Genomic DNA, 26,696 nt, shown 5'->3' with positions numbered 1-26,696 from the left:
GTAAGTCAAAACCTACCGCGAAGCGGCGGTAGTGGTTCCGGAAAGGTCGCTCAAAAACTGGCGCACACGCTTGGCGTTTACACCAAGGTCATGGTCACTGACCCGTGAAACCGAACGCATGTCGATGACGCTGGCGTCACCGTTTTGGGCCGCACGGGCGCGGATCACTATGTCATCCTTGAAACGGAATAGTGAAAAGGTTGCGGTCGCCTCCAAATGACCCGATTCGGGGTCAACGCTGACCACTTCCCATCCGCGATCATCCGCCAGCCGTTTAGCTTTTTCAATGACCTGCGACACCGGCTGGTCAATCCGGACCGAGCGGACGTCAGGATAGGCGCGTTGATGCAATGTTGCCCAGCGCTGGCGCGGGTTCATGCCGCTCATTTGCTTGTCATCTACGCCGGGAATCTTGTCCCAGTTATCCGCACGCAGGGTCAGGGCAGAAAATTGCGGCGGATCAGCCAGATCGGTTGTAATGTCATGGATCGCGGGAAGTGATACCCTTGCCATCACATAATTGCCTAGATAACCGACAAAAACTAGCGATATGATGACGCCAAGCCCTGTCAGCAGCCAATGGGTCTTGCGTCCTTTCCGGCGATCCCAGAATATTCCAAAAGCTGCGATAGCCAGCGCAACCAAAGCCAGCAAGCCGGTCCACGGCACAATCGCCATGCCAACCTTCCAGCTCCACAGACCAATACCGGTTCCAAAGGCTGCGCCAAAAAATGCGATAACGGCCACCACGGAAAGAACCAGCACGGCCCAGCCCTTTGGGTCCTTGCGCAGCATAGCCAGCTTTTTGTGTCCTGATCCGTCCATACCCGCCGCTTGATGGCCAGTCTGGGGTTGCTGCTCTTGTTGGCTGTTCATTCGCGTAACTCCCACTATTATTAACATCTTTTAGTGATGCCGCCGCCAAAGTGCAATCAACACCGCAACCCGCGCTTCGTTCCAGCGTTGTAGCGCTCGACAGCGCGGTTCAATAGCGGTAAATGCCCGCTTTCGACTCCTTGCCCATAGACTGGACCCATAAATTGCCGACGATTATCCCGCTTGCCGAAATCGACCCTGAACTGGTCGAAAGCCTTCTCGACGCTGCCTTTGGCAAGGACAGAACCGAGCGCACAGCCTATAAAGTCCGCGAAGGCATGGAAATGCTTGAAGGATTGAGCGTGGCTGCGGTTGATATGGCGGAAAATGAATTGCTCGGCTCGCTCCAGTGCTGGCCGGCGGCATTGACCGACGAAGCGGGCAAGATGCACCCGATGATCATGGTCGGGCCGGTTGCGGTCCACCCCGATTGCCAGCGTCAGGGCATTGGTCAGGCGATGATCGCCGCGATGCTAAAGGAATTGCACAGGGAAGAAAGCCTGCCGCTGGTGATGATCGGTGATCCGGCTTATTATGACCGCTTCTTCGGCTTCTCGCCAGAGCGGACAGGCGGCTGGACACTGCCGGGGCCGTGGGATCCGGACAGGCTTTTGGTACGCGCACCAAATGATGCCGTGCTCCCCGAAAAGGGCAAGCTGGGTCCGTGGACAAAAGCCAAAACGGTGTAATCCATCGCTGGTGACGCTTTACAGGCCAGAACATTCGCAATAGGCCATTATCATGCCCTACGAACCGCCACCAGAACTCGCATCTCTCTCGCTTTCCGAAATTGCGGAACTGGTTCATGCCCAGAAACTTCCGCCCGTGGAGCAATGGGAGCCGGAAGAAACCGGCGACAGCGAGATGCAGATCAACGCGGACGGCAGTTGGCTGCATCAGGGTTCACCGATCAACCGGCCCGCCATGGTGCGCGCCTTTTCGACCCTTTTGCGGCGGGAACCGGATGGCAGCTTTGTGCTGGTCACACCCTATCAAAAGCTTGGCATTATCGTTGAGGATGCACCGTTTGTTGCGGTTCAAATGGAAAGCGAAGGGCAAGGAAAGGACCGCAAGCTGGCATTCCGGCTCAACACCGATCATCTGGTGATGGCAGATGCCGATCATCCCTTGCGTTTCCCCGCAGACAGCGATGCGCCGCAGCCTTATTTGACGGTTCGCGGCGGATTGGAAGCGGTTTTGGCGCGGCCCGTCTATTACGAACTGGCCGAATATGCGCTTGATGACAATCTCGACCCCTTTGGCCTGTGGAGCAACGGGGCCTTTTTTCCGATTGAGTTACCGGCATGACCCGCTCCCTCGACCTTAGAACAAGGCTGTCCCAGTCCCTGCGTAGCGGCCATGAAATGGACCTTGACCATATGCTTTCGGACGAGCGCCATTTCATCAGCGATATTGGCAGCCTGCGTAGCGCAGCGGTGCTGATCGCGATTACCGACCGGCCCGATCCCGGCGTCATTCTGGTCCATCGGCCGGATTATATGCGCAATCATCCCGGACAAGTCGCCTTTCCCGGCGGCAAGATCGACCCCGGTGACAAGGATGCCATACACGCGGCATTGCGTGAAGCGGAAGAGGAAGTCAGCCTGAACCCCGCGCAGGTTGATATTATCGGGCCGACTGACCGCTATCATTCGGGCAGCGGCTATAACATACAGCCGGTCGTGGGTGTGATCCCGCCCGACCTGCCGCTGGTCCCCTGCCCCGAAGAGGTGGATGAGTGGTTTGAAGCGCCGCTTGATTTCGTGCTCGATCCCAAAAACCAGAGTAGCCATGTCGGTTACTGGCGCGGGGTGAGGCGTGAATATTACCAGATTGAATGGCAGAACCACCGTATCTGGGGGATTACCGCCGGAATATTGGTCAACCTGTCAAAGCGGCTGGACTGGCTTTCGTGAAGCTGCCCGGCGCCCCCTGGCATCAGCGGCAATCGCTGAAAAATATAGTCGCCGCGCTTGATGGCCAGGACGGGATGGTCCGATTTGTAGGCGGGGCGGTGCGGGACAGTTTGCTCGGCCTTCCGGTGCAAGACATTGATCTTGCGACAATATTAAAGCCCGATGATGTGATGGCGCGGCTTTCCAAAGCGGGGATCAAGGTCATCCCCACTGGCATCGGTCACGGCACCGTCACCGCAATAACCCGTGATGGCCCGGTAGAGATCACCACGTTGCGCCGCGATGTTTCGACCGATGGACGGCGCGCGACGGTGGCCTATAGCGATGACTGGAAAGAAGATGCCGCGCGGCGCGATTTCACGATCAACGCGCTATCCGCCGATCCGGAAACACTGGAAATATATGATTATTTCGGTGGACTTGAGGATCTGGAAAACCGCCATATCCGCTTCATCGGCTCCGCCCGGCAACGCATTGCCGAGGACCATTTGCGGATCATGCGCTATTTCCGCTTTCTGGCCCGGTTTGCCGAAACCAGGGTTGATGATGAAGCCTATGCCGCCTGCACCCAAGCTGCAGAAAGCCTTCACTCCCTATCGCGGGAGCGTATCGCGGACGAGCTGATGAAGCTGCTCGTCACCGCCAATCCGGCATTTGCGGTCGGGAAAATGCTGGACGCCGGTATTTTTGACCATGTTTTCGCAGGAGCCGAAAGCGAAGCCGCCGCGCAGCTCGACAGGCTGGTCAATCGCGAGCAAGCCTATTCCATACCGCCCGTCGCGATCAGGCGGCTTATCACCTTGCTCCCCAAAGATGTCGACAAAGCAGGCAAGATTGTAACAGGGCTTAAAAGCTCAAAGAAAATGCGTCGCGGCGTAATGGATCGCTTAACCGCGCAGGAACCCGCAGCAGCAGACATGCCCGTTCTCGCCTATCATTACGGGGCCGAGGCCGCGCAGGATATCGCGCTGTTATTCGCGGCGGATGATGATCTGGCTGCTTGTATGGAGGCGCTGGACGGGTGGCAAAAGCCGGTCTTCCCGATCACCGGCGGCGATCTCATCGCCATGGGACTGGAGCCCGGCCCGATTGTGACGAAAACACTGGCAAAAGTCGAACAGGCATGGATCGACGAGGGCTTTCCGGATGAGGAGCGGGTGACGCAGCTCGCCAGAGAGAGCATTTCCCCGGATTAAACTCACAAATGAAAAGCGGGCGATCCGGTCAGCCGACGTGACCGACCCGGACCGTCCTTAAACTTTTAAGCCGCGTGCTTGATTTCGCGAAGTGTCACATCAAAGGAAATATCTTCCCCGGCAAGCGGGTGATTGCCGTCGGCTTTCACGGATTGCTCACTCACAGCAACAACATAAAGCGTGACGGCAGAACCGTCTTGCTGCTGCGCCTGAAGCGTCATGCCCGGCTGCGGTTCAGCATCGGCTGGCAGGTTGTCCCGAGGAATGTCGATGACCATTTCCTCACGCCGTGCGCCGAAAGCATTTTCGCAGTCAATCGTGACCGATTCCTTGTCGCCGACTTTCATGTCAACAAGCTTTTCCTCAACCTGCGGGAAAATCGCGCCATCGCCGATCTTGATTTCCTGGGGGCCCGTCTCTTCGGTATGGCCGACGACCGTGCCATCGGCTTTACGCACGGAGTAATCGATTAAGACTGTATCACCTTGCTTTGCATTTTGCATATATATCCTTTCTTATGGGGGGGTGTGAACGGTATCTTCAAACCGTTATGGACTGCGCATCCACCTGACACGCGATGGCCGAATTGTCGCAACCATGAGCGCACTAGTCAAACACAATCTTTTCCGCCTGCTTATGTGGCTTCCTCAATTGGGTGGGAGGTGAGCATGAATTGGCGGAAGCTTGTGCTCCGCACTTGATGCGGAGCCTAGAGTAGGTCGTAAGAACAGCCATCCTGGGCTCCGCATCAAGTGCGGAGCACAATATCTCTAGAAACCCCTCCCTTTTAAGGGAGGAGAGGGGCTTTATAAACCTCTAATCAAACTTACCCGTTTTCGGGAACCCAGTCGGCGGCAATCGCCCGGCTGCGCCTCTTGCTACGCGCCACATGGTGAGGTCGTTTTCGGTGCGGGTGCGGCCGGTGTCTCCACCCATGGGCCAGCTTAGGCCTTCTTCCAGTTTGAAGACGGTCGCGTCCGATAGCCCTCCATCTTTATAGCGTTGCAGCATGACGCCCTGCCCCTTGGCCATTTCCGGCATTTCGGATAGCGCGAACACCACCAGCTTGCGGTTCTCGCCAATCGCCGCAACATGGTCTGCGCCTTCCGGAACGGGGCGGACGACCAAGAGTTTCGCATCGCCTTTCAGGTTCACGACCTGACGGCCCTTTTTGGTTTCCGCCACGACATCCGCGATATTGGTGATGAACCCGCGGCCCCATGTGGACGCTATCAACAGCTTGCCCTTCATATCGGCGACCATCAATGCAATCGGCTCCGCGCTCGCTTCCATATCGACCATCGATGCCACCGGCTCACCAAAGCCGCGGGCGCCGGGCAGCTTGTCCGCGCCCAATGTATAGAAGCGCCCATTGTCACAGCACATCAGCAGCTTGTCCGTGGTCTGTGCGTGGAAGGCAAATTTCGGCCCGTCGCCTTCCTTGAACTTGAACGCTTCCGGCGCACCCAGATCAGCATGGCCCTTCATCGCCTTGATCCAGCCGCGCTTTGACATAATCACGGTGATCGGCTCTTTCTCGATAAACGCCTCGAGCGAGATTTCCCGCGCCGGGGCCGCCTCTTGCAGCATCGTGCGCCGTTTCCCAAGCTCCGTATCTTCGCCGTAAAGCTTACGCATGGCGGCAAGGTCTTTTTTCAGCCGCGTCTTTTGCCGCGCCGGACTTTCGATCAGGCTTTCCAGCCCTTTGCGTTCTTCCAGCAATTTGTCCCGCTCTGTCCGCAGTTCCATTTCCTCAAGCTTGCGCAAAGAGCGCAAACGCATGTTGAGGATCGCTTCGGCCTGCCGGTCGGTGAGCTTGAATTCCTCCATCAACATCGGCTTCGGCTCGTCATGGTTACGGATAATCTCGATCACGCGGTCGAGATTGAGGTAAGCGATAATATAGCCTTCGAGCAGTTCCAGCCGCGCATCAATTTTGTCCATGCGGTGCTGGGAACGGCGCACCAGCACTTCGATCTGGTGGACAATCCAATGTTGCAAAACCTCGGTAATGCCCATGACTTTGGGTGTGCGGTCCTTGTCAAGCACGTTCATGTTGAGCGAAAAACGGTTTTCCAGATCGCTCATCCGGAACAGGGCATTCATCAGGTCTTCGGGGTCAACCGTGCGGGTTCTGGGTTCCAGCACGATGCGGACCTGTTCATCCGATTCATCGCGGATATCGGCGAGAATAGGCAGTTTCTTGTCCGCAATAATCTGGGCAATCTGTTCGATCAGCTTGCCCTTTTGCACCTGGTAGGGGATTTCGGTGACGACAATCTGCCACGCGCCGCGCCCATCGGCATCTTCCTTTTCCCACTTGGCCCGCACGCGCATGGCACCGCGCCCGCTTTCATAGGCGGCATCGATAACGGATTTGGGGTCAACAAGCGTGCCGCCGGTGGCAAGGTCGGGGCCTTTGATAAGCTCCATGATCTCGGCATGTTCGGCCTTGGGATTGTCGATCAAGAGCGTCGCTGCGTCGATTATCTCTGCGACATTATGCGACGGGATGCTGGTCGCCATGCCCACCGCGATACCGCTGGCCCCGTTGGCAAGCAGGTTGGGGAACAGGCCCGGCATGATCTCCGGCTCTTCATCCTCGCCATTATAGGTCGGCTTGAAATCCACCGTGCCTTCGTCAAGGCCGTGCATCAGCTCGATCGCCGTGCGGGTCAAGCGGGCCTCGGTATAACGATAGGCGGCGGCATTATCGCCATCAATATTGCCGAAATTCCCCTGCCCGTCGACCAGCGGATAGCGCATCGCGAAACTCTGGGCGAGGCGGACCATCGCGTCATAGACCGACTGGTCACCGTGCGGGTGATATTTACCGATCACATCGCCAACGACGCGGGCGCATTTCTTGTACCCTTGCGAGGGGTCGAGCTTTAACAATCGCATCGCCCATAAAAGCCGCCGGTGAACAGGCTTCAATCCATCCCGCAGGTCCGGCAGCGACCGCGCGGTGATTGTGGACATGGCATAGATCAGATAGCGTTCTGACAGGGCCGCATCAAAGGGCGCATCGACAATGGCGTCAAATTCGTCTTCGGGAGCTGGTTCGGGCGCTTCTGTTACATCACTCATGCACGGTGCGATAGCAGGGTCGATTTAGCTTGTGGAGAGATTATTTACCGAGCCACTCTTTCGGGAGCGCAAGACCCTCACGCTCGTTGTCCCAGATAATACTCATGATCCACCAGCGGCTACCGTCATTCCACAGATGCACCATATTCACCCCGCGAAACTGGATTTCCGGATGGTCCGGTGTCTCGCGCGCTTCATAGGTGGAAAAGACATGGGCGATCTGGCCGAACACATCCGTCTTGCGGCCCAGTTCAATCTCGTAGAAAGAGCGCCCCTCCAGCAACGGGATCGTCGCCTCTACAAATTCGTCAAAGCTGAATGTATAGGCGACCGGCTTGCCATCTTCGATCCGGGTGCGGGTGATAAGCGCGCGGGGGTGATAGATTTCGCGGTCACGCTCCCAGTCCTGCCCACCGGGCGGGCCGGAAATGCATTCGTAAACCGCACCCATGATTTCATCTATTGTGCTATATTTGGTCAAAGTCCCTCCCTTTCACCGCTTGTTCACCGACGATAATATATACAATCTTTTCCGGTGAAACAGGGTTACAATATATTGCCGCGAGAGGATAGATTGCGCCAGCACCCGCTTTGGCTTATAGGGAGCCAATCGTTGCCCCGATTGGTCCGAATGCTTTTGATTCGCACGGTCGGGGCTTGGTTTTTGAAGCTTCTTCCTGAGTTAGGAATCCACTATGTCCCGTCGTCGCCAAATCTATGAAGGCAAGGCCAAGATTCTCTATGAAGGACCGGAGCCCGGCACTCTCATCCAATATTTCAAAGATGACGCCACCGCTTTCAATGCCGAAAAAAAGGGCACGATCAGCGGCAAAGGGGTCATCAACAACCGCGTGAGCGAGCATATTTTTACGCTGCTCGGCAATATCGGTATCCCCAGCCATTTCATCCGCCGCCTGAACATGCGCGAGCAACTGGTCAAACAAGTGGAAATCGTTCCGATCGAAGTCATCGTCCGTAACGTCGCCGCCGGTTCGCTGAGCAAGCGCCTGGGCATCGAGGAAGGCACACCGCTGCCACATACGTTGCTGGAATATTGCTACAAGGATGACGCGCTTGGCGATCCGCTGGTCGCCGAAGAACATATCGCCTGCTTTGGTTGGGCGACGCAGGACGAGATGCAGGACATTTCTGCAATGGCGATCCGCATCAATGATTTCATGGCCGGGCTGTTTGCCGGAATCGGTATCAAGCTGGTCGATTTCAAACTGGAATTTGGCCGCCTGTTTGACGGCGATTTTTCCCGCATCATTCTTGCCGACGAAATCAGCCCGGACGGCTGCCGCCTGTGGGATATGGAAACGAACGAAAAGCTCGACAAAGACCGCTTCCGCCGCGATCTGGGCGGGGAAGCCGAAGCCTATCAGGAAGTAGCCCGTCGCCTTGGCCTGTTCCCCGAAGGCGGCCCCAGCGAAGTGCATGACCTGGATAGCGAGCGCAAAAAACGCGGGAAATAGAGTAGCTCGTTTAGCTCTCACCCGTCATTAAGCTGGCGGGCTCAAGTACCCTTTGGCAATCGCTAATCCATCATGGTTTACGCCATTTTAACCATTAGGCTGATAGCAATATCCTCACATAAAACTCATGTGAGGATTATATCCGATGCGCCTTTTGATCTTGTTAGCCTCTACAACGATGCTCGCCGCATGTGGCGGTGCCGGCCCCCAATCTGCGGGCAGCGCCGCGCCAATCGGCAGTGGTTCTGGCTCTGGCGGGACCGGGCAAAGCGGGAATCCGCACTCGTTTGTTGATCCTTCGGACGTCAAAACTTACAATGGTATTGGTGCAAGCCATCATCTAGGCCTCGATGAGAACGGCGAACTTTATAATAGTAACGCCTCGACTGTTCGAAACAGTGGTATCAATATTACTTTTGATCCGCGGAGTGCGGAATTTTCATTTACCTATGTCGATCCTCTGGCTTCGGTCAGCACATCCATTACTTATCAGGACCCCCTTCACCGGACAGATTTTGGCGGGAATATAGAGCCGCAAAAAGGTGTAGAGGAATTTACGACGCCCGGTATGCGTTATTTACAAGCTGGAACAATTACAAATGGCGTCGTAGCTGCCTACGCCGCACCCGAGATGGACTTCGTTCTTGATCCGGATCAAGCTTCCGGCAGCGCGGATATTACAACATTATTCTATCAACTCCCAGGCACCGAGACCCAATATGTCTCTTTCGCCGGTTTCGTTCGAAATCGCTATACCGCTGCCCGCGAAGTTGGCGACATTAAAGAAACATATCAATTTGATCGGGGTGCGTTTGCCTTTGGCGAGATCACACCGAGTGATGACGTCCCAAAATCCGGAACCGGCAGCTTTAGCGGCCCGATGGTCGCAACCATGATATTCAACAACGATCTCGACAATGTTTTAAAACCGAGCTTTTTTCAATGGATTGAAGGAAGATCAACGACCAGTATTGATTTTGGCGCGAATACTTTCAATCTGGATTTGACAGGTACGGTGTTCAGTCCGCAGTATTACGAAGGAGTGGGCACAACCCATACCATAAGCGACGGATCAATTTTCAACGCATCAGGCAGCGGCACAATTGATTTTGCAAAATATGGCGGCTTTCGGGGTGCATTTGGCAGCGCTTCGTTCAGTTCGCCAGACGGCGATGTCGTGCTCGACCAGCGCTATTTGAGCGGATCGAGCATCGACGGCACATTCTTTGGGCCAAAGGCCAATGAAGTGGGTGGCGGCTTCCGGATTGTCGGCGGTGTACCGGATGAGCGCGTTGACATCATGGGTGCTTTTATCGGTACAAAATAGGAATTCCTATGAGACGGGTTGCTCTACCGGCAAAGATCGGACTGGTATCTGGCATATGTGTGGCGGCTCTTGTCTCAATATCTGCCAAAGCAGAAATATCAGACGAATCTGACGCCGCAACCATGGCTCAGCTTGCCCAGCCAAATTGCGACAGTTTGGGCCGGTGCGAGCTTCGCCTAACGCCCAAGCAACTGCTGGCGAGAGCGGAACAATTGGTTCTGCAGAAACAATATCAAGCGGCCCTTCCGCTCGTCGAGGCGCTACGTCAGGTACCGGACCTCAGGATGCAGCAACAGTTTCTGGCCGGATATATTGCCGTTGAAACCGGTGATCTGAAGGGTGCTATCTCTAACTTTCGCGGAATTTTGGAAGATAGTCCGGGACAAACCAGAGTGCGGCTGGAACTGGCGCGCGCCTATTTGCTGAGCGGCAAGGAATCAGCCGCCGACTATCATTTCCGACTAGCGCAAAATGACGATAATCTGCCCGACGAGATTGCCCGCACGATCCGCAACACCCGCAGCATTTTGCGGGATCAGAGGGTCTGGCGGTTCAGCTTCGACTTCGGCTTCGCGCCCGATACCAATATCAATGGTGCGACCAATGCCGAAACCATTGATGTCAACTTCGGGGCCATTCTCCCGGGGATGGATGACGCACAAGGCGAATTAGAGCTTGACGAGAATGCCCGGCAAAAATCCGGTATCGGCCAGATCGCCGGCTTTTCAGGCGGTGTCCGGCTGAAGGCAAATGACAGGCTGGCCTTCCTGTTCGATGCCGACAGCAAACTGATCAACTATCAGGGGCAAGCCGCCGATGATATTGTTGCACAGATCGCCGCTGGCCCGGAGCTGCGTATTGCTCGCTATGCCAGCGTCTCGCTTCAGGCCGTAGGTCTGCAACGCTGGTATGGCGGCAGTCTGGCGACTCGTGAATATGGCGCGCGCGTCGGTTTTCAAGCGGCGCTCAGCCAGGGGCAGCGCGTAGGCATCGAACTGGACGGCCGCAGGACAGACTCGAAATTGAGCGATAGCTTTAGCGGCTGGCAAATAGGGGCCAATGCGACCTACGAGCACCTGATCGGTAAATCGTTTATCGCATCGGCCAGCCTGTTTGCGCGGCGGGACCTGCTTAATTCCGATGGCTATTCGAGTATCAACTATGGCGTGAATCTGGGCATTGGCGGCGAACTGCCACTCGGCCTTAACGCCGGTATTTCAGGTAGTATCAGCCGGTCGACCTTTGACGATGCTTTATTGCTCTACTCCACCGAAAAGCGCAAAGACTGGCGCAGCTATGCCCGCGCCTATATCGGTAGCCGGAAAATCCGGTTCCTCGGCTTTTCGCCATCCGCCGACTATAATTACTCCCGCGTAGACAGCAATTATGACCTGTATCAAATGAACCGGCACCGCGTGAATTTCAAAATGACCAAATTTTTCTAGGCTCTGCTGCGACTTGGCGATTTTCACTCGCCCCAAAAGCCACGCGCCTCTTGCTCCTTTCCAAGACAACGCTATAGGAACGCTATTGGAAATAGCGCATCATGCCAGCCATTTGAAAAGCGAGATTCATGAAGATAAGAATTTTTGTGACACTGAAAAACGGTGTCCTCGATCCCCAAGGAAAAGCCATTCACCACGCTTTGGAAAATCTTGATTTCAAGGGCGTGAATGACGTGCGCGCGGGTAAGCTCATCGAACTGGATGTCGATGACGGCACATCCGACAGTGACATCGAAAAGATGTGCGAGAAATTGCTCGCCAATACGGTGATCGAGAATTACGAAATTCAAAAGCTGCCCGATCCCGCAACAGAAGAAGCCTGAATATGAAATCTGCTGTTCTCGTTTTCCCCGGTTCCAACTGCGACCGTGATATGGCGGTCGCGCTGGAAACAGTGACCGGCAAGAAACCGCACATGGTCTGGCACGGCGATAGCGCTTTGCCGGATGGTGTGGACATTATCGCCTTACCGGGCGGTTTTTCTTATGGCGACTATCTGCGGTCCGGCGCAATGGCCGCGCGCTCCCACATTATCGGGGAAGTTATCAAGGCTGCGGACAGGGGCGTTAAAATCCTTGGCGTCTGTAACGGCTTTCAGGTTCTGACCGAAATCGGTTTGTTGCCGGGCGCGTTGATGCGGAACAAGAATATCGAGTTTATCTGCAAGGACGCCAAGCTGATCGTCACGCAGAACCGATCGGTTTTCACCTCTGCTTATGATGAGAATCAGAAGATAACCATTCCGGTTGCCCATCATGACGGCAATTATTTCGCCGATGACGATACGCTGGACCGGCTGGAAAATGATGATTGCGTCGCTTTTCGCTATGCCGAGAATATTAACGGATCAGCGCGGGATATTGCAGGCGTTCTGAACAAGGCCGGCAATGTCCTTGGCATGATGCCGCACCCGGAACGCGCGATTGACCCCAAGCATGGCGGCACGGACGGGCTGAAACTGTTTGAGAGCCTGCTTAGCTAAGCACGTTTGAAAGAATCCTGGCCCTTTATCGGCGGCCACTGCGTCGCTGTGTAAAGCGCGTCAACGCAATTATCCAACCGGGCAAAGTCCGAAGAAGACAGGCCGGGATCCCGTTTGTTCAGGCGGAACACCGGCAATGGTGATCCAACCAGAGCCCTGCGAAGGGTCGATTGCAAAAGCCCTATTCTCAGGCGGAAAAACGACTTGCGCTGGATTTCGTTATCAACCTGCTCGCTGAGACGGATAATCAGCAATAATCGCTCAATAACCAATTCATTATAACGTGGATGCGGGCCCCTGTGCAGGGGATGGCCGGTCCTGAGCGCCATATGCTCGTCGGATGGCAAAAGAACGCCGTTTGTTTTGAAATTATCGAAGTCAAAGCCGCCGCTGCTCATCCACTCCAGCGCTTCACGCACTTCAGCAATTGTTGCGGCTTGCAGGGGGATTAAATGGTGGCGCTGGTAACAGGGATTATAGCCAGCATCATTTTTCCGGTTAACCTTTGAAAACCGCATCATTTCCCTTCCGATAAAGCGGCAAGTCCATGATGCCGTTACCCTGTGGGATATGCGCGGTTTGCGTAGATTATTGATTGGGAACAATGGTTTAGACAGAATTATCTTAATAACTGCCCTGAATTCTATTCCCAAATCCTGTCCCCCAATCCTGCCCTTCAACCTTGTCCGCGTTCATCGGGCAAAAAAAAGGGCCGGTCCGAAGACCAGCCCTTTCCATTATATCGGTAGTGAAATTAGTTTCCTGAACCAGGACCGTACATAATTTCAACACGACGGTTCTGAGGCTCACGAACGCCGTCTGCAGTGTCAACGCGAGGACGCGATTCACCGAAGGCTTCGCTGGTGATAACGCCAGCACCGATTCCGCGTGATTCGAGGTAAGCCCGAACCGAAGCGTTACGACGTTCAGACAGAGCGACGTTGTAGCTTGCAGGGCCGGATCTATCGGCGTGACCTGCCAACATAACCTGAGCCGAACCACAATCAGCATAAGCCGTAACCGCATTGTCCAGAACTGTAGCAGCTTCTGGTGTGATGTCTGACTGATCAAAGTCAAAGAACACAATATATGGTCCAGGCGCACATACTTCAGCAGGTGGCGGAGGAGGTGGTGGAGGAGGTGGTGGTGGCGGTGGAGGCGGTGGTGGTGGAGGTGCCGCTGGTTCGCCGCCAAAGTTGTAGATCAAGCTACCCAGGATGGAGTGCGTGCGCAAACGGGTGCTCACGTCATTGCCATTCTGGTCCACCAGATCAATGCTTTCAGCATTGAAGAAACGGTATTTCAGACCAACGTCCCAGTTGCTGCTGAGAGGCGCGCGGACACCCGCGATTGCCTGCCATGCAAGACCGGTATCCGAATCATCAAGATAGGGACCAGCGAGAATATTGGTGATCTCGGTACGAGCTACACCAACACCGCCGCCGACAAAGCCCTGGATGCCGTCATCATCACCAAAGTCGAGCATACCGTTGAGCATGAAGCTCAGAGCATTGACTTTGCCGTTGATATCCGTGGTACCAATGAAGCTACCGGTTCCGTTAGCTTGTGATGGTACACCTGGAGGGCCAACTTGAAGTTCATTAGCTGATGCTTGTTTGTAAGCAACTTCTGTTTCAAGACGAAATCCGCCGAAATCATAACCGACAATACCGCCGAAATCATAACCGGTGTCATAATCTACTTTGGATGCATTATCGAACGCACCGATGTCAGACTCAATGTCTTCTACCAGCATCACGCCGCCTTCTACGCCCACATACCACTGACCATCACGGGCCAGAGCAGGTGAAGCGAGAGCTGTGGAGGCAAGAGCCAGTCCTATGGCAAGCTTCCGCATTTATATTCCCCTTCTCATTTAGGTTCTGAATTCACAGCGCTTTTCTACCCCTTGAGCCTTATTAGTGCAAGCGCGCAAATAGCTGAACTGTTGCGAAAATGTCGCCATTTTCATGATTTTACGGGAAAAATCACCGTTTCTGTGCGAAAAATTGGATAAATTGCCAATGATATCAAGATCAAATCAGATTTCAGGGAGGATTCGGAGCGTTCTAAACAGGCCTAGAATCGAATCAATTGCCAACCGGGCCTCTGAATCAACGGTAGTCCCGCCCGTGGGCGCTGATATTTGCGGTATGTGTTGCCAGCCCGTACCGTCATAAATAGCCGAGCCTTTTTCGTTTGCATCACCGCTCAATATAAGAATCTTCATTGATTTCTGGGGTTTGATGAAATGCCAGCCACCGGCGGACCATCCCGCAATCTCACCGGCATGACCGCTCCATCCGGAAACAGGGGACGTGCCCACAAGCCAGCAATCCCCCTCCGCAGGTGACAAAAGGTCCGGATCATCGGCCACGGCCTGCACCACGGGGTTTATTAAAAAGTCAAGTAACAGCAAAGCATCATTATGGAACAGTTCCTTATGCGCCTGCCCAACAGCCAGTAAAGGAAGGCCAAAGCGGGGAGTTTTCAAAGATGTCATATCAATGTCCTTAAGTTTATCTATGATTTCGCAAGGATCTTGTTTCGCCTATGTCATGGGTAGATTCTCGGCGGCGCGGCAATGACGATTGACGGTCTGAAAGCAACCACCTTCACATTTCTGAGCCCGGACCCCCTATATTTCGGCCACCACGTGCAGCGGATCGGAAATATTGTGCCGACCGACTTGATGGATTGCCACGGGCAGGTCTGACATGCCCAGATCCCGATAGACCTGCACAGCCGCAGCTGACAGGACCAGCACCGGCTCGGCGGGTTCGGCGACAAGCTGGCCATCAATCAGGACGCGGTATTTTTCCGATTCTTCGGCCAGCGATATGTCCACATGGTCCGGCCATAGCAGCCCGGCGCGCGACCGGCGCGTCCAGCCGATTTCAAGATCGCCGTTCGGATGAAGCAATGTGCGCGGATGGACAGGCGACCATGGCTTTAGCGCCCTGCCCGGTTCATCAACGGAGCGGGAGACGGGAAGCGCATCCCCCCTGCCCAGTGCCGACAGGGTTACGGGCTGGAACGGCGTGTAATGGCGCGCGTCAATTTCCGTCACCTCGCCGCCTTTAAGCAGGACAAAATCTTCACCCTCCCCATGTCCGCCCATCTCCGCTTCGGTCCCGGCCAGCCCCCTTAGAAAACGGGACAAGACGTAACGGTTATCGCCAATCGGCACAGCGGAGCCAAATTGCAGTATTTCCCGGCCGATCGCTGCGAGATTCTCACCCGCCAATAGCTGCGCGTGATCCGCATCATGCAGCGTCATGTTTCCATTATGCATCTGGACCACAAGTTCGTTTTGCCGGTCGATAATGTGCGCGCCGCTATTCCCCAGCGCAAAAGGCACAGTGCCGATGGTTCCGGGGGCGGCTATCTGGCCGATAAAGTCGCTGGTCCCTCCGCCTGCCTGGGTCACGAACAATTGCGCATTGCGCCAGCCCGCTTCACCGGCGGCAGCGGCATAGAGCCGGGCGCTATCGGAAACCTCCGTCGGCGCGCCCAGAGCAAAGGGCAGATCGACCAGCGATAATCTGGTCGTCCCCGCCAGCGCGTCCAGTTCCCTGACCGGACGGCCATTGTCGGTTTCTCCCCCGGCATCCGGCAAAACGCTGCCCGCTTTCGATAGCATCAGGCCGATACTGCCCCTGCTCATTTCCCAGTTCCTGACCCGCCATATGTCGCCGCCATCATCCCACTGGACCAAGGCCCCCGGCTTTACGGGCATCGCGCTGCGGCAGACATGCAACCGGGCGCTGCTACGCTCCTGATAGAGCGTCCATAATTTGGCCTGGGCGATGTTTTTGGCCTGTGCCGCGCTGATCACGGCGGGGAAATCCTGATTGGCAATTACCCGGCTTCGTCCGGGCCGAAACGCATTTTGCATGCCCGATTGATAATCACGCCCCGGATCATAATAGCGCAGGGCATGTTGCCGTGCGATTTTGGTTTCGGGCAGGATCTGCGATTCCGGACGTTCAACGGCGCGGCCATTCTGGCTGGAGAGGATATGCCCGTGCAGGGCTAATATCCCCGCTTCCTGATCCATTTCCTGCGGGTCAACTTGGCGCGGCCTTGCGTGAAGAACGCCGGAGACTGACGGGAAGGATAGCGAAAAACTGTCGCTGATCACCGCCAGCGCTTCCCGCCTGTCCTGTCCAGCCGCCGCAAACCCGTGCAGTCCCTCGTCAACCGCGGCTGTGATAGCTCCGCCTGAAATATCGCTGATTATGGTTCCAAGGCTGACCGAACCGTCATCCGCGATAAGCTCGAACGTTAATGACGGGATACGATTGCCATATTCGGTCAGGTCCATATCCTCGAACACCGCCATCGCAAGGCCGCGATAGGCGGGCGTTCCCCCGGCCGCTTCGGCGCTGGCGATCAGGCCATCGACCGGCTGATCTTCATCACCCGTGTAGAAACGGAAAGTGACCGGAGTCTTGAAATCCCCCGCGATTCCCCTGAAAAGCTTGCCATCCGCCCATATCCGGCCGATATTTTTCACGTTCCGGCTGGACAAAGCCACGGCCAGAGAGGTGGAATAGCTATAGGTCGTGGTGCTTGGGCGGCCTTTGCCTCCGCCGCTGGACTGGCGTGTTTCTTTAAGGTCAGTTGCCCAGACCACCGTTCCGGCAACACGCATTTTCCCGTAAAGACGCGGGATTTGTGATCCATAGCTGGAAGTTTGCACCGCCAGTTCCTGTAACCGGGGACCTTCGCGGCCCTTTGGCTTGAACAGGATATTCTGATCGACTTGCTGACCCAGCATCGCGCCCAGAGCGCCGCCAATCGGCCCGCCGAAAGCCGCGCCTACGGCCGTCAAAACCAAGGTCGCCATTTAGCTCTCCAATCTGAATATTTTTGCAATCGGCCACGGGGCCGCGCCGGGCGTGAAAACGACCTGACCCAGACCGGCATGGGCATGGACAAAGCCGCCTGCCGTGCTGACCATCAGGTGCCATTGCACAGGACTAGGCCGTGCCAGCACAATATCCCCCTCATGCAGCGGCGCATCACCGGGCAGGCCGGTAAATCCCGCCTGCTGCATCACAGCCTCTATCTGTTCTGCGCTGCCGCCGCGAACCGAATAGCCGGTCGGAACTTCGCAGGGGACATCTGCTGCGGCCAGACACTGTGCGGCAAGGCCGATGCAATCCAGACCATGATCGGCGCTACGCCCGTGCAGCCGAAAATCGCTGCCGCACAGTTGCAGCGCCATTTCGGCGATAATTTCTGCTTGGTTGGAACTCATTTCTCATGCTCCCGGATAGCGGGTGAGCAGGTCATTGCCCGGCAAATGGGGTTCCCCGCGAAAATTGATGCTGTTGGAAAAACGGTCGCGGCAGGTGGCAAAATTCTTGTCACATCCTGCGGTCAATAGTGCTTTGTCGCCAATCGAAACGGGCCGGACAGGCTGATCCGCCAGCCGGACCATATTGCCCGCGCCGCTGATAATCGCAAAACACAGCCCGCAATTTTCGCCGCTCATCCAGCGCAGTTCGCCATAGGCATAATCGCCCCCCTGACCGGCAAGCCCCGCAAATTCCAGATGCGGGTCCGAAATCCCCGTCACCGCCAATTCGACCCGGTGCATGGCGAGACTGACCTTGCACGCCCGATCCCCAAACCGGGCGCGGCAGGTGGGAGAGGTCAGCGGCGCAATCGCTTCGTCCAGAAACGACGTGCCGCCCAGCATCTCCACCCGAAACGCATCGCCCGAGCGGGTGATCTCGCCAAATTCGCCGCTGACCAGATGGAGCGGCTCCGCTGCGGGATCTTCCCAGTTTACCAGCGCCATGTGCAGCCGCGCACCGTTCCACCGGCCTGCGATCAAATCTGCCTCGGCAATGGCCGTGCTGGTCATCACGCCCTCTATATCGACGCTGTCCACGTCCAGACTGTCGGACAGCGCGATGGTCGATGGCACCATGCCCGGCGCGGCGCGATAGCGCAGATTATCAATCACCAGATCGCGGTCATGCGAGACAAAGCCCAATGTCACGCCGTCTGCTCGCTCCAGCCGCCAGGCATAGAAACTGGTCGTCATCGGTCCGTCCAACCACGCGGCGCTCATGCCGCGTCCCGCACTTCGATCAGGGGGACCTCGGCAATCTCGCCGGCAAGAAATGTGCTCGCGCTCATATCGATCCGGTCGCTGGCGAAACGGACGGGCACGTCGAACAGGAAACCGGCGGTAATTTGGCTGTCGGCGGCTGGCGGAGTGTCGAAAATAATCTGCCCCAGCGCGCCAAGTGTCCAGCCTGCCGCCACCACGCCATCGACGGCGACAAGGATGGATGATGGCACCGGCCTGCTAATCAGCCGCACCTGCGCCTCGCCCTCAGCATCCCCATAGGTTTTCACCAGTTGAAAGCGGGTTTTCTCGCCATCGCCCGTGCCGATATTCTGGTCCAGCGCGGTCGGAGAACCAACCATATCATGACTGCTATGGTCATAGGGATCGGTAAAGCGAAACCCCTTTGCCGCCCCGCGCCGCGCCCGGAAAAAGGCAATGAGCGTGCGTAGCTCCGCTTCCGATCGCACACCCGGCCCGGCGTCAAATTGCAGCCGCGCATCCGCCCAGTCGCTATTGCGCTTTTCATGGCCCGAAAGGGTGGTGACAATATCCGTCGAAAATTGCGGTGAAACCATGGCACCCGCACCAATGGCAATCGGGAATTGCACGTCGTCAAAAGCGTCCATTGCGTCCTCCTCTTCCTGAAAATAGGTAAAACCGTCGCGCGCCACCTGCGGCAGTGCCCAGATGAATATTTCCGGTGTATCGCGCGCCTGTGCCGCGGCAATCGCATCGACCATATTGGCCCAGATGAAGGGGGCATCGGCGCTCAAGACAAAACCGGCAAAATAATGCTGCGCCTCTGCCGGATAGCCCAGCCGCTCAGTTGCCAGATCAATGCCGCGCCGGGTTGCCGACAGGTTACCCGCGATCACCCAGTCATAATCCTCCAACTGCAAAATATCGAAGGCCGGACTGGCCCATCCGACCGGCAGGTTGGCGCGCTTTGCCTCTGGTGCTGTCTCGTCCAATATGCTCGGTAAATAGGCGAGCAACAGCGTTTCGACCGGCGCGCCAAGCGCTTCGTTCTTTACTGCGGCTATCAGGTTCGCTGTGGACTGCGCCAGTATCGCCCCGGCCTGATCCAGCATCGCATTTTGCGCTGCCGTTTTTGGCCCCTTTATGTCCGCTATGCTCACCAGAGCGGGGCCGAAAGCCGCCTGCGCCGCCGCGTCATAGAGGCAAATGCGCCCGTCCGGCATGGTCCACCACCACGGCTCCCCGACCTGAAACTTGATCGCCGCTCCTGCATCGCGCGCTATGGCGGTAAAGGCCCGCGCCGCCGCTTGCAAATAACCCATCGCCGCTGGCTGGGCGGGGGATAGCAGGGTCGATGGCGGGTCCCATCCGGTCAGCGCCGGATCGCCATTTTCCGCCAGCTGTTTCCACGCGTTCCAGCAATGCGCGTCGAACAGCTCGTATGAAAGCGAGAATATGACCGTGAAATCCATTGCCTTTGCCCGCGTCACCAGATCGCGGTGCCAGGCCGTGCAGGGCTGGTTGATCGCGGCAAATTCCTCCCCCGGCTGCGGCGCGGACAGGCTGGCATAGAGGCCCGCCCCGCTCGTCTCCAGGCGGAAATAATGGCTCATCCCGACATAATGGTTGATCGCCCCGCGGTAACCGAGGCTGCGGATAGAGCGCAGCAATCGCTCCGGCGTCTGGTTGAAACTGTCATCATAGCCGCTCGCCATGGACAGGCCGTTTTCCGGCACCATGATATCCCCGATTTCCAGCACCGCGCCGCCGCCATCGGCCCTGATCCCGCTCATCTCTACCCAGCCGATACGCGGCGCGGGATAGCGGGTTCCCAGCTCGTCATAGTCCGGCGGCATGATGGATATGAACATCCGGTCAATATCATGCGGATAGACCCGCTCCGCTTCCCCCGGCAGCATGAAGCCGCCATCAAGGCTGGAAAACTCAAGCTGGATTAGCGCGTCGGTCGGCGTTCCGCTGGCATAGTTCCACAGCCGGACATACCAGTTTTTCGCATTGCCCAGCGCATCGCGCCCCTCGATCGTCAGTGTCGGTCCGTTGACCTGATTCAGCGCCATGATCCCTGACGAGCGCCAGCGAAATTTCAGGCTGAGCCGCGCATAATCGGCACATGTCTCATAAGCCAGCAGCGGGTGATCGAGCGTGTCCTTCGTTTCCCAGATCAGCCCCGCCAGTTCATCGCTATTATAGAAAACCGCATCGACGCGCAGGGCATCTGCCGCCGTTGTCACCACCGACGCCATGGCCGGACGCGGGAAATTGACGGTCCAGAAACGCGGATCGAACCGCTGGATAAAGTCCGTTTGCTGCGCTGTGCGCTCGTTCGCCAACCAGAAACCCATGATCTACCCCTCCCGATAGGCCAGTGCGCTGCGCACCGCGCGGGCGACCTGCCTGCTGGACCGGCGCACCTGATCGGGCGCGCTGGCATGGCCATTGTCCGATATATTGATGGTCAGGCGAATGTCGGGCGATGCGGGTGCAGAGCCGCCACTCCGCTCAATCCGTCCGGATGATGTGGGCACGAACAGCTCCGGCCCCTGCTCACCCACCATATAGGCGCGCCCGCCGGTCACCGGTCCGCCCGTCGCTCGCCCCGGTGCGCCCAGCACCGCGCCCAGTAACGAATTACCGAGGCCGAGCAAGCCGCCGCCAGCGCCGCCGCCCGATCCACCAAACAGGCTGCCCAGACCGCTGCTAATCGCGGCCTCCGCTATATCCGCCATGACCGACAGCGCGGTATTTTTCAGGTCCTGAAGATCCAGCGAACCCCGCCGGATAGCGCGGCCCAGACTGGTTTCCAGCGCAGACCCGGCGCGCTCCATCCCGCTTGCCAGCGGGCCATCAAGCTGCCCCTTCATATCCGCCACATCTTTCGCAAATCCGGCCGTATCAGCGCGCACGGAAATGATCAGCCGTTCGATTTCTTCATCCATTTTCAAGGGTGTCTTTCAGTTTTTCCATTTCGGATTTGTTGAGCGGTCGGGCGCTTTGGCCAGCCGGGGACAAAGCCATGAGGATCGCGGCCAGCTCCGCGGGCGTGGCGTTCCAATACTGGTCCGGCGTCCAGCCCAAAGCGGCGGGGATGAGGCCAGCGAGATGCGCGGCACTGGTGCGGAAATCAGCCGCCATATCATCACCGCCCCTGCAATATCTGTTTGAGCAGGATTTTCAGCGCAGGTGTCACCCCGGCCAGCCCCGCCGCCATCATCGCCTCGCCAAATTGTGCGCGCGTCAGATCATCCGGACGGTCGCGGATCACGTGCCAGAACAAAGCCGCCATTTCGGACAGCAACAGCCGCCCGTTTGCCGCCCGCTCGACCAGATCGAAAAGCGACCCTAGCTCCTCCTCCGCCGCGACCAGAGCGGCAAAGCTGGGCCGCAGAACGATCCGCCGGCCATCCAGAACCAGCTCCGCCTCGCCCCTTAAAGCATTGGGCAGCGCGTTCGTGCCATCAGACATTGATCACCGCGCCAGAGCTTTCGAGGCTCAATGTATAGGTCCGCTCGCCGTTATAATCGCCGCTATAATCCAGCCGCGTGACCAGGAAATCGCCGCGCATTTTATCGCCACCTTCAAAGCTTAGCTCATAGGCGTCAATTTCCCCGGCGAGCGCGTGGTTCTTAATCCTAAGCTCCGCCGCAGAGCCGGTAAACACGCCCGCCCCCGATACGGATACAGACCGCACCCCCGCGCCCGACAAAAGCTCGCGCCAGCCGCCGCTATCCTTGTTGGTGATCGCCACCGGCGCACCGTTGACCGACAATTGCGTCGTTCGCAGGCCCGCAATGGTGGAATAGCCCACCGGATCGCCGCCATCGCCAATTTTCAGAAGGAAAGAATTGCCGTTTTCTGCTGCCATGAGTGTTGTTCCTTTTTGTGTGGTTGTGTGTGATTTTGTTATTGTGTTTTGGTCTTGGGAACGGCTGTTTTTTTTGGACCTCAAGCGCCGGGCGCGGGCATCCGCCCGCTTGGCTACGCGCCAATAAGGCGCGACGGCCAGTCGGCCTTGCCTCCGCTTCGCGTCGGTCTGGTGAATGTTTTTTAGGTTGCGTTTCGGTGCGTTATTTCGAGGGAACGCCAGTCCGACGCTTTGCGTCGGCAAGCGCGACCGCGCGCCCGAGCTTATGCGAGGAAAGCCAAGCGGGCGGATGCCCGCGCCCGGCGCCTGAGGTTAAATAAAGACTCCCCGGCGCTTGAGGTTAAATAAAAATGAGGGGAGAAGTTCATCCCACTTTCAAAACCCTTGCTCTATACTCGATCAAGCCGTTCCACGGGCTCACGGCACTGCGCAGCACCCTTGCTCGGCGAAAATCGAACGTCACGATTTGCCAGCCATCCGCATCCGCCAGCCCGCTCGCCAGTGCGTCCTCCACCAGCGCCATAACGTGATGCAATCGCGATGCACTCACGCCGTCGTCGTGCACGGTCAGCGCCAGGCTTAATTCCCGGCCTGTGCCGCCTTTGAAGCTCCAGTCCAGCGCCGCGCCGGTGGCCAGCGCAATATAGGGAAAGCGCGCTCGCGGGGGCGGGCCGTCGTAGATTCCGGTGATCGCGTCCATCAACGGCTGATGCCCGTCCAGCGCAGCGATCAGGCTTTGCTGCACCACCTGCAAAGCGCCGCTCATCGAACACAGCGCATCAAAAATGCCACGTCGCGCAGGCTGCTTTGCTCGATCATTTCCTGGTGCAAATCCCGTCCGGTAACGGTCACGCCTTCGCCGGTTTCGGTAATTGCAAGATGGGGCGGCAAATCGTCAGCCAGCGCCGCCTTGACCTCCGCTCTGGCTTTTTCTGCCGCCGCCTCTGCCAGTGCCTTTGCCTTTTGTTTCAGTTTTTCCATCAGCCTATCTCCTCGGCATGCAACAGGGTTTTCGGGATGAAGCGATGGTCGCCGCTCACGCTGCGCACGCGCATTTCGCGCCCTGCCCAGAACAGATAATCGCCGGGCAAGACCAGATCCGTCCAGCGCAGCGTAAAGCCCCATCGCGGCAAGGCTGAACGGCTTTCGCCCTGTGCTTCCTCGCCCGTTCCCATTGGCTCCGCCGCCGCGCGGAAATGGCCGATCACGTCCCTTGCTTCGTTCGCTGATCCGGCGGTATCGCGCTGCGCCCCTGCGCGTTCTATGCGGATATTCTCGCGCAGCAGGCCGCTAAACTCCCCGCTCATGCCAGCCTCATCCGGCGATGGGGTCGCCACAATGCGGTAATCGCGCTGGGCGGTCCGCTGATATATTCGCCGTCACGGTGGGTGTAAAAATAACCCGCCAGCCGCACCAGGCCGTGGCGCAAACTTGCCGGAACACTGGCCCAGTCCGCCGCCAGTCCGGCCTCATAGGTCACCGCAATCCGGGTCACGCCGTGGGCCGGATGCATCTTCACCCAGCCAGTGCCGTCGCTGTCAATATCCATGGCATAATCGGTCGCGGGCAAAGCGGTCAGCGTGCCTTCCGGGCCAATGGCCTCGACCAGCGTGATCGCCTGCACCGGACGCTTTTTCAGTTTCTGCCACTCCCCGCGCACCGGTATCCGGTCGGTCACGGCGCGCGCGATCAGCATCTGGCCGATGAAATTTTCGCACAAATGCGCCGCGCTGTTCAGCATTTCTGCAATCGCCGCATCATCTTCGCCATGGGCAAGGCGCAGGAAATCCTTGACCTCCTGGATTAACGCCACCGGCATAGCGGGCAGGTTTTCGGGTTGGAAGCTCACAGGTCGGGCGTCCTTTCTGTTGTTGAGTGATGAATTAAAGCCCCTCCCCTGAAGGGGAGGGGAAATACCGTTCTAACTCACGCTAAAGCGCATTAACTTGATCGCTTCGCTGTTCATCACCTGGCCGCTCACGCGTTTGGTGGCGTAGAAATGCACGAACGGTTTATTCGTAAACGGATCGCGCAGAATGCTGGTCGCGCTGCGTTCGGCGATCAGATAACCCGCACGGAAATTGCCGAAAGCGATGGACAGGCTGTCCTCCGCCAGATCGGGCATATCTTCCGCCTCGACCACCGGATAGCCGAGCAGCATATCCGGCTGGCCCGACGCCAGTGACGCCTGCCACAAAAATGCGCCGTCGGCTGTCTTCATCTTGCGGATCTGCGCCAGCGTACTGCTGTTCATCACAAAGCTCGCGCCCTGCCGGTAAGCGGGTTTCAGCGCGTGGACCAGATCGACCAGCGCATCTTCCCCATCCGTGGCGGCAAAGCCGCCCGCTGCGCCGGAGGGAACATATTGCAGCGACCCGAAAGCGCGAACCTCATCCGCCTCCGCCGTCACCGTAGCGGTCAAGAATCCGCTCGGTTGATTGTTACCGGAACCTCCAACAAAAGCAGCCCCTTCGGCAGCGGCAAATTCGCGGGCAATTTCGTCGGCCAACCATGCCTCGACATCAAAAGCCGCGTCATCCAGCATGGATTGCGATGCCGCCGGATTGGCATAAAGTTCTCCGCCCGGCGGGGCAATTTCGTTGAAATTGGGCGTGTCTGTCTCTGGCCGTCCAGCGGTTTCGCTGACCCATCCCGACGGCGTGCCGCCATTGGTGACAAGCTTGCGATAGCCCGCGCTGCCGGTTTGCACTACCGTTGCAATCGAGCGGATCGGCGAGATATTTTTGAGCGTCCGGCCAATCAGCGCGTCAATTTCCTGCGGCACGGCAAAGCCGCCTTCGGGGCCGGATGCACCGGAAAAGCTTTTCAGTTCCACCCCCGCATGATCGCCCCGGCGCAGATATTTGCTGACAAAATCCTTCGCAGCGGCGGATGAGCGCATGCCCTTCACCCCGTCTGTATTCCCTGCCAGAACAGGCCGCGCCGATGCACGCGAGATTGCCGTCATCTGGACTTTCAGGCCATCGACATCGGTGCGAAGCTCTGCGATCTTTTTTCCGTGTTGGTTCAGTTGATCTTCGGTTTCTTCGGCCTCCATCTCCGCATCGAACGAGGCTTCCAGCGGGTCGGCTTTAATTTCGAGAGGAGCCGAAAAGGCAGTGTTAGAAATTTCCATAATATTCCTTTCTTGTGGGTAATAAAAAAGGCCGCCCGGTGAAGGACGGCCGACAGTTTGGCGCTCCGCACTTGATAAAACACCGTCATGCTGAACTTGTTTCAGCATCCATCGTGCCTTCGTAAGCGGCGGTAATTGGATCGCGATGGACCCTGAAACAAGTTCAGGGTGACGACGGGGGAAACCAGAGGGCTTCAATCCCACCATATTGGGCGAGCATTCAATGTATCAAATGCACCTGCGCCAATGGCTGCATCGGGTGCGTCACCAGCGATATTTCCGCGACATCCAGATTGTATAATATGCGCGGACGCTGGCCCGCCGATCGCGTCACCCTGTAACCAAAGCTCAGCCCCTTGACCGATCCCTCCGTCAGCATCGACGCGGCTTCTCGTCCCGCTTTGGACGCGGTGCAGATGCTGCCGATGACGCGCAGGCCGCGCCGGTCTTCACAGGCATAATCGATGCTGCCGATGCGCTGCATGGGGCTGTGCTGCCACAACAGGGGAAGCGTTTGTCCATCGCTCAGCGCGCCAAATGCACCGGGGCGAATAATATCCCCGCCCCGGTCGATGCGGTTGAATATCGCGGCATATCCGGCAAAGCGAATGGCGCTCATGCCACCAGATTCCCGAAGCCCAGCCGCATCGCAATGCTGACCAGAAGCAGCGCCAGCACCCCGCGCACGGCCCAGGTAATCGCGGCTTTCCACGCGCTCGCCTTTGCATCGCGCCACGCACGGAGCAATTCGCGCAGGTCGTCAATATCATCCTGCGCCGACGGATCAGCCAGCCCCAAGCGGTCCAGCACACGCTTTGCCCCGCTGTCGGTCGCTTCCTCGATAATCGCGCGGAGCGTGACAAGATCAGCCCCGTCGCCTTCCGCCTGCGCCACCAGGCGGGCGAGCATTTCATCGTTTTGCATTGTTGTTGTTCCTTTTTGATTAACCTCAGGCGCCGGGCGCGGGCATCTGCCCGCTTGGCTACGCGCCAATAAGGCGCGGCGGCCGGTCGGCCTTGCCTCGCTGCGCTCGGTCTGGTGTGTGTTCTTTAGGTTGCCCTTTGGTGCTTCATTTCGAGGGAGCGCTAATCCGACGCGTAGCGTCGGCAAGCGCGACCGCGCGCCCGAGCTTATGCGAGGAAAGCCAAGGGCGCGGATGCGCCCGCCCGGCGCTTGAGGTAAAACAAAAAAAGCCCGCGCCCGGCGCTTGAGGTCTAATAAAAAAACTCCCCGGCGCTT

The 26,696-nt window shown here is 57.5% G+C and carries 31 protein-coding genes; 9 read left to right on the top strand and 22 right to left on the bottom strand.

What is annotated here, in order from left to right:
• Positions 1-12: 12 nt before the first annotated feature.
• Positions 13-876 (bottom strand): DUF1499 domain-containing protein, encoded by an 864-nt coding sequence (locus tag VIN76_RS11070; RefSeq protein ID WP_332041909.1) that lies wholly within the window; start codon positions 874-876, stop codon positions 13-15.
• A 122-nt stretch (positions 877-998) separates the two neighbouring features.
• Between VIN76_RS11070 and VIN76_RS11065 the strand changes: the two genes are divergently transcribed.
• The 4 genes from VIN76_RS11065 to VIN76_RS11050 are packed head-to-tail and all read left to right on the top strand — an operon-like array spanning position 999 to position 3,988.
• Complete coding sequence (locus VIN76_RS11065; protein ID WP_332041908.1) at positions 999-1,565, top strand: N-acetyltransferase; 567 nt, start codon at positions 999-1,001, stop codon at positions 1,563-1,565.
• Between the two features lie 52 nt (positions 1,566-1,617).
• Entirely contained in the window at positions 1,618-2,184 is a 567-nt protein-coding gene (locus tag VIN76_RS11060) for a DUF1285 domain-containing protein (protein WP_332041907.1), read from the top strand.
• Positions 2,181-2,792: a CoA pyrophosphatase gene (locus tag VIN76_RS11055; RefSeq protein ID WP_332041906.1), complete on the top strand. Its 612-nt coding sequence runs from the start codon at positions 2,181-2,183 to the stop codon at positions 2,790-2,792. The genes VIN76_RS11060 and VIN76_RS11055 overlap by 4 nt, the downstream gene beginning before the upstream one ends.
• The gene (locus VIN76_RS11050; RefSeq protein ID WP_332041905.1) at positions 2,714-3,988 is read left to right on the top strand and encodes a CCA tRNA nucleotidyltransferase; all 1,275 of its coding nucleotides are present in this window, start codon (positions 2,714-2,716) and stop codon (positions 3,986-3,988) included. The genes VIN76_RS11055 and VIN76_RS11050 overlap by 79 nt, the downstream gene beginning before the upstream one ends.
• A gap of 65 nt (positions 3,989-4,053) precedes the next feature.
• On the opposite strand, the gene VIN76_RS11045 is transcribed toward VIN76_RS11050, so the two are convergent.
• From VIN76_RS11045 to VIN76_RS11035, 3 genes are all read right to left on the bottom strand, one after another.
• A complete protein-coding gene (locus VIN76_RS11045; protein ID WP_332041904.1) occupies positions 4,054-4,491 on the bottom strand; it encodes an FKBP-type peptidyl-prolyl cis-trans isomerase in 438 nt (145 codons plus the stop codon).
• A gap of 313 nt (positions 4,492-4,804) precedes the next feature.
• The gene (gene parC / locus VIN76_RS11040) at positions 4,805-7,078 is read right to left on the bottom strand and encodes a DNA topoisomerase IV subunit A (protein ID WP_332041903.1); all 2,274 of its coding nucleotides are present in this window, start codon (positions 7,076-7,078) and stop codon (positions 4,805-4,807) included.
• A gap of 40 nt (positions 7,079-7,118) precedes the next feature.
• A complete protein-coding gene (locus VIN76_RS11035; protein ID WP_332041902.1) occupies positions 7,119-7,559 on the bottom strand; it encodes a hypothetical protein in 441 nt (146 codons plus the stop codon).
• A 214-nt stretch (positions 7,560-7,773) separates the two neighbouring features.
• On the opposite strand from VIN76_RS11035, the gene purC reads away from it, so the two are divergent.
• The 5 genes from purC (at position 7,774) to purQ (ending at position 12,367) form a co-directional block, all read left to right on the top strand.
• Entirely contained in the window at positions 7,774-8,553 is a 780-nt protein-coding gene (purC, locus tag VIN76_RS11030; RefSeq protein WP_332041901.1) for a phosphoribosylaminoimidazolesuccinocarboxamide synthase, read from the top strand.
• 145 nt (positions 8,554-8,698) lie between these two features.
• Complete coding sequence (locus tag VIN76_RS11025; RefSeq protein WP_332041900.1) at positions 8,699-9,880, top strand: transferrin-binding protein-like solute binding protein; 1,182 nt, start codon at positions 8,699-8,701, stop codon at positions 9,878-9,880.
• Positions 9,881-9,888: 8 nt separating this feature from the next.
• Positions 9,889-11,325, top strand: coding sequence for a surface lipoprotein assembly modifier (locus tag VIN76_RS11020; RefSeq protein ID WP_332041899.1), 1,437 nt, complete (start codon positions 9,889-9,891; stop codon positions 11,323-11,325).
• A gap of 128 nt (positions 11,326-11,453) precedes the next feature.
• Positions 11,454-11,708, top strand: a complete 255-nt coding sequence (gene purS / locus VIN76_RS11015; protein WP_332041898.1) for a phosphoribosylformylglycinamidine synthase subunit PurS — start codon at positions 11,454-11,456, stop codon at positions 11,706-11,708.
• Between the two features lie 2 nt (positions 11,709-11,710).
• Positions 11,711-12,367, top strand: a complete 657-nt coding sequence (gene purQ / locus VIN76_RS11010) for a phosphoribosylformylglycinamidine synthase subunit PurQ (RefSeq protein ID WP_332041897.1) — start codon at positions 11,711-11,713, stop codon at positions 12,365-12,367.
• Here the strand turns inward: purQ and VIN76_RS11005 are convergent.
• The 18 genes from VIN76_RS11005 to VIN76_RS10920 all read right to left on the bottom strand — a co-directional run bounded on the left by VIN76_RS11005 (position 12,364) and on the right by VIN76_RS10920 (position 26,381).
• The gene (locus tag VIN76_RS11005) at positions 12,364-12,888 is read right to left on the bottom strand and encodes an AHH domain-containing protein (protein WP_332041896.1); all 525 of its coding nucleotides are present in this window, start codon (positions 12,886-12,888) and stop codon (positions 12,364-12,366) included. The genes purQ and VIN76_RS11005 overlap by 4 nt on opposite strands.
• A gap of 233 nt (positions 12,889-13,121) precedes the next feature.
• Entirely contained in the window at positions 13,122-14,225 is a 1,104-nt protein-coding gene (locus tag VIN76_RS11000; protein ID WP_332041895.1) for an OmpA family protein, read from the bottom strand.
• Positions 14,226-14,408: 183 nt separating this feature from the next.
• Positions 14,409-14,870, bottom strand: coding sequence for a DUF2793 domain-containing protein (locus tag VIN76_RS10995; RefSeq protein WP_332041894.1), 462 nt, complete (start codon positions 14,868-14,870; stop codon positions 14,409-14,411).
• A 135-nt stretch (positions 14,871-15,005) separates the two neighbouring features.
• Entirely contained in the window at positions 15,006-17,219 is a 2,214-nt protein-coding gene (locus VIN76_RS10990) for a phage tail protein (RefSeq protein ID WP_332041893.1), read from the bottom strand.
• Entirely contained in the window at positions 17,220-17,633 is a 414-nt protein-coding gene (locus VIN76_RS10985) for a peptidoglycan endopeptidase (RefSeq protein ID WP_332041892.1), read from the bottom strand.
• A 3-nt stretch (positions 17,634-17,636) separates the two neighbouring features.
• Positions 17,637-18,455, bottom strand: coding sequence for a DUF2163 domain-containing protein (locus tag VIN76_RS10980; RefSeq protein WP_332041891.1), 819 nt, complete (start codon positions 18,453-18,455; stop codon positions 17,637-17,639).
• On the bottom strand, positions 18,452-20,800 hold the full coding sequence (locus tag VIN76_RS10975; protein ID WP_332041890.1) for a DUF2460 domain-containing protein: 2,349 nt from the start codon (positions 20,798-20,800) through the stop codon (positions 18,452-18,454). Before VIN76_RS10975 ends, VIN76_RS10980 begins: the two co-directional genes overlap by 4 nt.
• Before the next feature lie 3 nt (positions 20,801-20,803).
• On the bottom strand, positions 20,804-21,394 hold the full coding sequence (locus tag VIN76_RS10970) for a tail tape measure protein (protein ID WP_332041889.1): 591 nt from the start codon (positions 21,392-21,394) through the stop codon (positions 20,804-20,806).
• Positions 21,387-21,590: a phage tail assembly chaperone gene (locus tag VIN76_RS10965; protein WP_332041888.1), complete on the bottom strand. Its 204-nt coding sequence runs from the start codon at positions 21,588-21,590 to the stop codon at positions 21,387-21,389. The genes VIN76_RS10970 and VIN76_RS10965 overlap by 8 nt, the downstream gene beginning before the upstream one ends.
• A gap of 4 nt (positions 21,591-21,594) precedes the next feature.
• Positions 21,595-21,921, bottom strand: a complete 327-nt coding sequence (locus tag VIN76_RS10960) for a gene transfer agent family protein (RefSeq protein WP_332041887.1) — start codon at positions 21,919-21,921, stop codon at positions 21,595-21,597.
• Complete coding sequence (locus tag VIN76_RS10955) at positions 21,914-22,321, bottom strand: phage tail protein (protein ID WP_332041886.1); 408 nt, start codon at positions 22,319-22,321, stop codon at positions 21,914-21,916. The genes VIN76_RS10960 and VIN76_RS10955 overlap by 8 nt, the downstream gene beginning before the upstream one ends.
• 364 nt (positions 22,322-22,685) lie before the next feature.
• Positions 22,686-23,087: a DUF3168 domain-containing protein gene (locus VIN76_RS10950; protein ID WP_332041885.1), complete on the bottom strand. Its 402-nt coding sequence runs from the start codon at positions 23,085-23,087 to the stop codon at positions 22,686-22,688.
• Entirely contained in the window at positions 23,084-23,302 is a 219-nt protein-coding gene (locus VIN76_RS10945; RefSeq protein ID WP_332041884.1) for a hypothetical protein, read from the bottom strand. The genes VIN76_RS10950 and VIN76_RS10945 overlap by 4 nt, the downstream gene beginning before the upstream one ends.
• A complete protein-coding gene (locus VIN76_RS10940) occupies positions 23,302-23,628 on the bottom strand; it encodes a head-tail adaptor protein (protein ID WP_332041883.1) in 327 nt (108 codons plus the stop codon). The genes VIN76_RS10945 and VIN76_RS10940 overlap by 1 nt, the downstream gene beginning before the upstream one ends.
• Positions 23,625-24,170 (bottom strand): head-tail connector protein, encoded by a 546-nt coding sequence (locus tag VIN76_RS10935; RefSeq protein ID WP_332041882.1) that lies wholly within the window; start codon positions 24,168-24,170, stop codon positions 23,625-23,627. The genes VIN76_RS10940 and VIN76_RS10935 overlap by 4 nt, the downstream gene beginning before the upstream one ends.
• Before the next feature lie 72 nt (positions 24,171-24,242).
• The gene (locus tag VIN76_RS10930; protein WP_332041995.1) at positions 24,243-25,379 is read right to left on the bottom strand and encodes a phage major capsid protein; all 1,137 of its coding nucleotides are present in this window, start codon (positions 25,377-25,379) and stop codon (positions 24,243-24,245) included.
• Between the two features lie 298 nt (positions 25,380-25,677).
• Complete coding sequence (locus VIN76_RS10925) at positions 25,678-26,076, bottom strand: HK97 family phage prohead protease (RefSeq protein WP_332041881.1); 399 nt, start codon at positions 26,074-26,076, stop codon at positions 25,678-25,680.
• Positions 26,073-26,381 (bottom strand): DUF6127 family protein, encoded by a 309-nt coding sequence (locus VIN76_RS10920; protein WP_332041880.1) that lies wholly within the window; start codon positions 26,379-26,381, stop codon positions 26,073-26,075. The genes VIN76_RS10925 and VIN76_RS10920 overlap by 4 nt, the downstream gene beginning before the upstream one ends.
• Between the last annotated feature and the right edge of the window lie 315 nt (positions 26,382-26,696).

Source organism: Parasphingorhabdus sp., assembly GCF_036568145.1.
GTDB lineage: Bacteria > Pseudomonadota > Alphaproteobacteria > Sphingomonadales > Sphingomonadaceae > Parasphingorhabdus.
This window is presented reverse-complemented; position numbering and strand designations above follow the sequence as displayed.

Excerpts from the sequence above, each read along its gene's own strand:
- VIN76_RS11070 (WP_332041909.1), bottom strand. The coding sequence starts at position 876 with ATGAACAGCCAACAAGAGCAGCAACCCCAGACTGGCCATCAAGCGGCG.
- VIN76_RS11065 (WP_332041908.1), top strand. The coding sequence starts at position 999 with ATGCCCGCTTTCGACTCCTTGCCCATAGACTGGACCCATAAATTGCCG.
- VIN76_RS11060 (WP_332041907.1), top strand. The coding sequence starts at position 1,618 with ATGCCCTACGAACCGCCACCAGAACTCGCATCTCTCTCGCTTTCCGAA.
- VIN76_RS11055 (WP_332041906.1), top strand. The coding sequence starts at position 2,181 with ATGACCCGCTCCCTCGACCTTAGAACAAGGCTGTCCCAGTCCCTGCGT.
- VIN76_RS11050 (WP_332041905.1), top strand. The coding sequence starts at position 2,714 with ATGGCAGAACCACCGTATCTGGGGGATTACCGCCGGAATATTGGTCAA.
- VIN76_RS11045 (WP_332041904.1), bottom strand. The coding sequence starts at position 4,491 with ATGCAAAATGCAAAGCAAGGTGATACAGTCTTAATCGATTACTCCGTG.
- parC (WP_332041903.1), bottom strand. The coding sequence starts at position 7,078 with ATGAGTGATGTAACAGAAGCGCCCGAACCAGCTCCCGAAGACGAATTT.
- purC (WP_332041901.1), top strand. The coding sequence starts at position 7,774 with ATGTCCCGTCGTCGCCAAATCTATGAAGGCAAGGCCAAGATTCTCTAT.
- VIN76_RS11025 (WP_332041900.1), top strand. The coding sequence starts at position 8,699 with ATGCGCCTTTTGATCTTGTTAGCCTCTACAACGATGCTCGCCGCATGT.
- VIN76_RS11020 (WP_332041899.1), top strand. The coding sequence starts at position 9,889 with ATGAGACGGGTTGCTCTACCGGCAAAGATCGGACTGGTATCTGGCATA.
- purS (WP_332041898.1), top strand. The coding sequence starts at position 11,454 with ATGAAGATAAGAATTTTTGTGACACTGAAAAACGGTGTCCTCGATCCC.
- purQ (WP_332041897.1), top strand. The coding sequence starts at position 11,711 with ATGAAATCTGCTGTTCTCGTTTTCCCCGGTTCCAACTGCGACCGTGAT.
- VIN76_RS11005 (WP_332041896.1), bottom strand. The coding sequence starts at position 12,888 with ATGATGCGGTTTTCAAAGGTTAACCGGAAAAATGATGCTGGCTATAAT.
- VIN76_RS11000 (WP_332041895.1), bottom strand. The coding sequence starts at position 14,225 with ATGCGGAAGCTTGCCATAGGACTGGCTCTTGCCTCCACAGCTCTCGCT.
- VIN76_RS10995 (WP_332041894.1), bottom strand. The coding sequence starts at position 14,870 with ATGACATCTTTGAAAACTCCCCGCTTTGGCCTTCCTTTACTGGCTGTT.
- VIN76_RS10990 (WP_332041893.1), bottom strand. The coding sequence starts at position 17,219 with ATGGCGACCTTGGTTTTGACGGCCGTAGGCGCGGCTTTCGGCGGGCCG.
- VIN76_RS10985 (WP_332041892.1), bottom strand. The coding sequence starts at position 17,633 with ATGAGTTCCAACCAAGCAGAAATTATCGCCGAAATGGCGCTGCAACTG.
- VIN76_RS10980 (WP_332041891.1), bottom strand. The coding sequence starts at position 18,455 with ATGAGCGCCGCGTGGTTGGACGGACCGATGACGACCAGTTTCTATGCC.
- VIN76_RS10975 (WP_332041890.1), bottom strand. The coding sequence starts at position 20,800 with ATGGGTTTCTGGTTGGCGAACGAGCGCACAGCGCAGCAAACGGACTTT.
- VIN76_RS10970 (WP_332041889.1), bottom strand. The coding sequence starts at position 21,394 with ATGGATGAAGAAATCGAACGGCTGATCATTTCCGTGCGCGCTGATACG.
- VIN76_RS10965 (WP_332041888.1), bottom strand. The coding sequence starts at position 21,590 with ATGGCGGCTGATTTCCGCACCAGTGCCGCGCATCTCGCTGGCCTCATC.
- VIN76_RS10960 (WP_332041887.1), bottom strand. The coding sequence starts at position 21,921 with ATGTCTGATGGCACGAACGCGCTGCCCAATGCTTTAAGGGGCGAGGCG.
- VIN76_RS10955 (WP_332041886.1), bottom strand. The coding sequence starts at position 22,321 with ATGGCAGCAGAAAACGGCAATTCTTTCCTTCTGAAAATTGGCGATGGC.
- VIN76_RS10950 (WP_332041885.1), bottom strand. The coding sequence starts at position 23,087 with ATGAGCGGCGCTTTGCAGGTGGTGCAGCAAAGCCTGATCGCTGCGCTG.
- VIN76_RS10945 (WP_332041884.1), bottom strand. The coding sequence starts at position 23,302 with ATGGAAAAACTGAAACAAAAGGCAAAGGCACTGGCAGAGGCGGCGGCA.
- VIN76_RS10940 (WP_332041883.1), bottom strand. The coding sequence starts at position 23,628 with ATGAGCGGGGAGTTTAGCGGCCTGCTGCGCGAGAATATCCGCATAGAA.
- VIN76_RS10930 (WP_332041995.1), bottom strand. The coding sequence starts at position 25,379 with ATGGAGGCCGAAGAAACCGAAGATCAACTGAACCAACACGGAAAAAAG.
- VIN76_RS10925 (WP_332041881.1), bottom strand. The coding sequence starts at position 26,076 with ATGAGCGCCATTCGCTTTGCCGGATATGCCGCGATATTCAACCGCATC.
- VIN76_RS10920 (WP_332041880.1), bottom strand. The coding sequence starts at position 26,381 with ATGCAAAACGATGAAATGCTCGCCCGCCTGGTGGCGCAGGCGGAAGGC.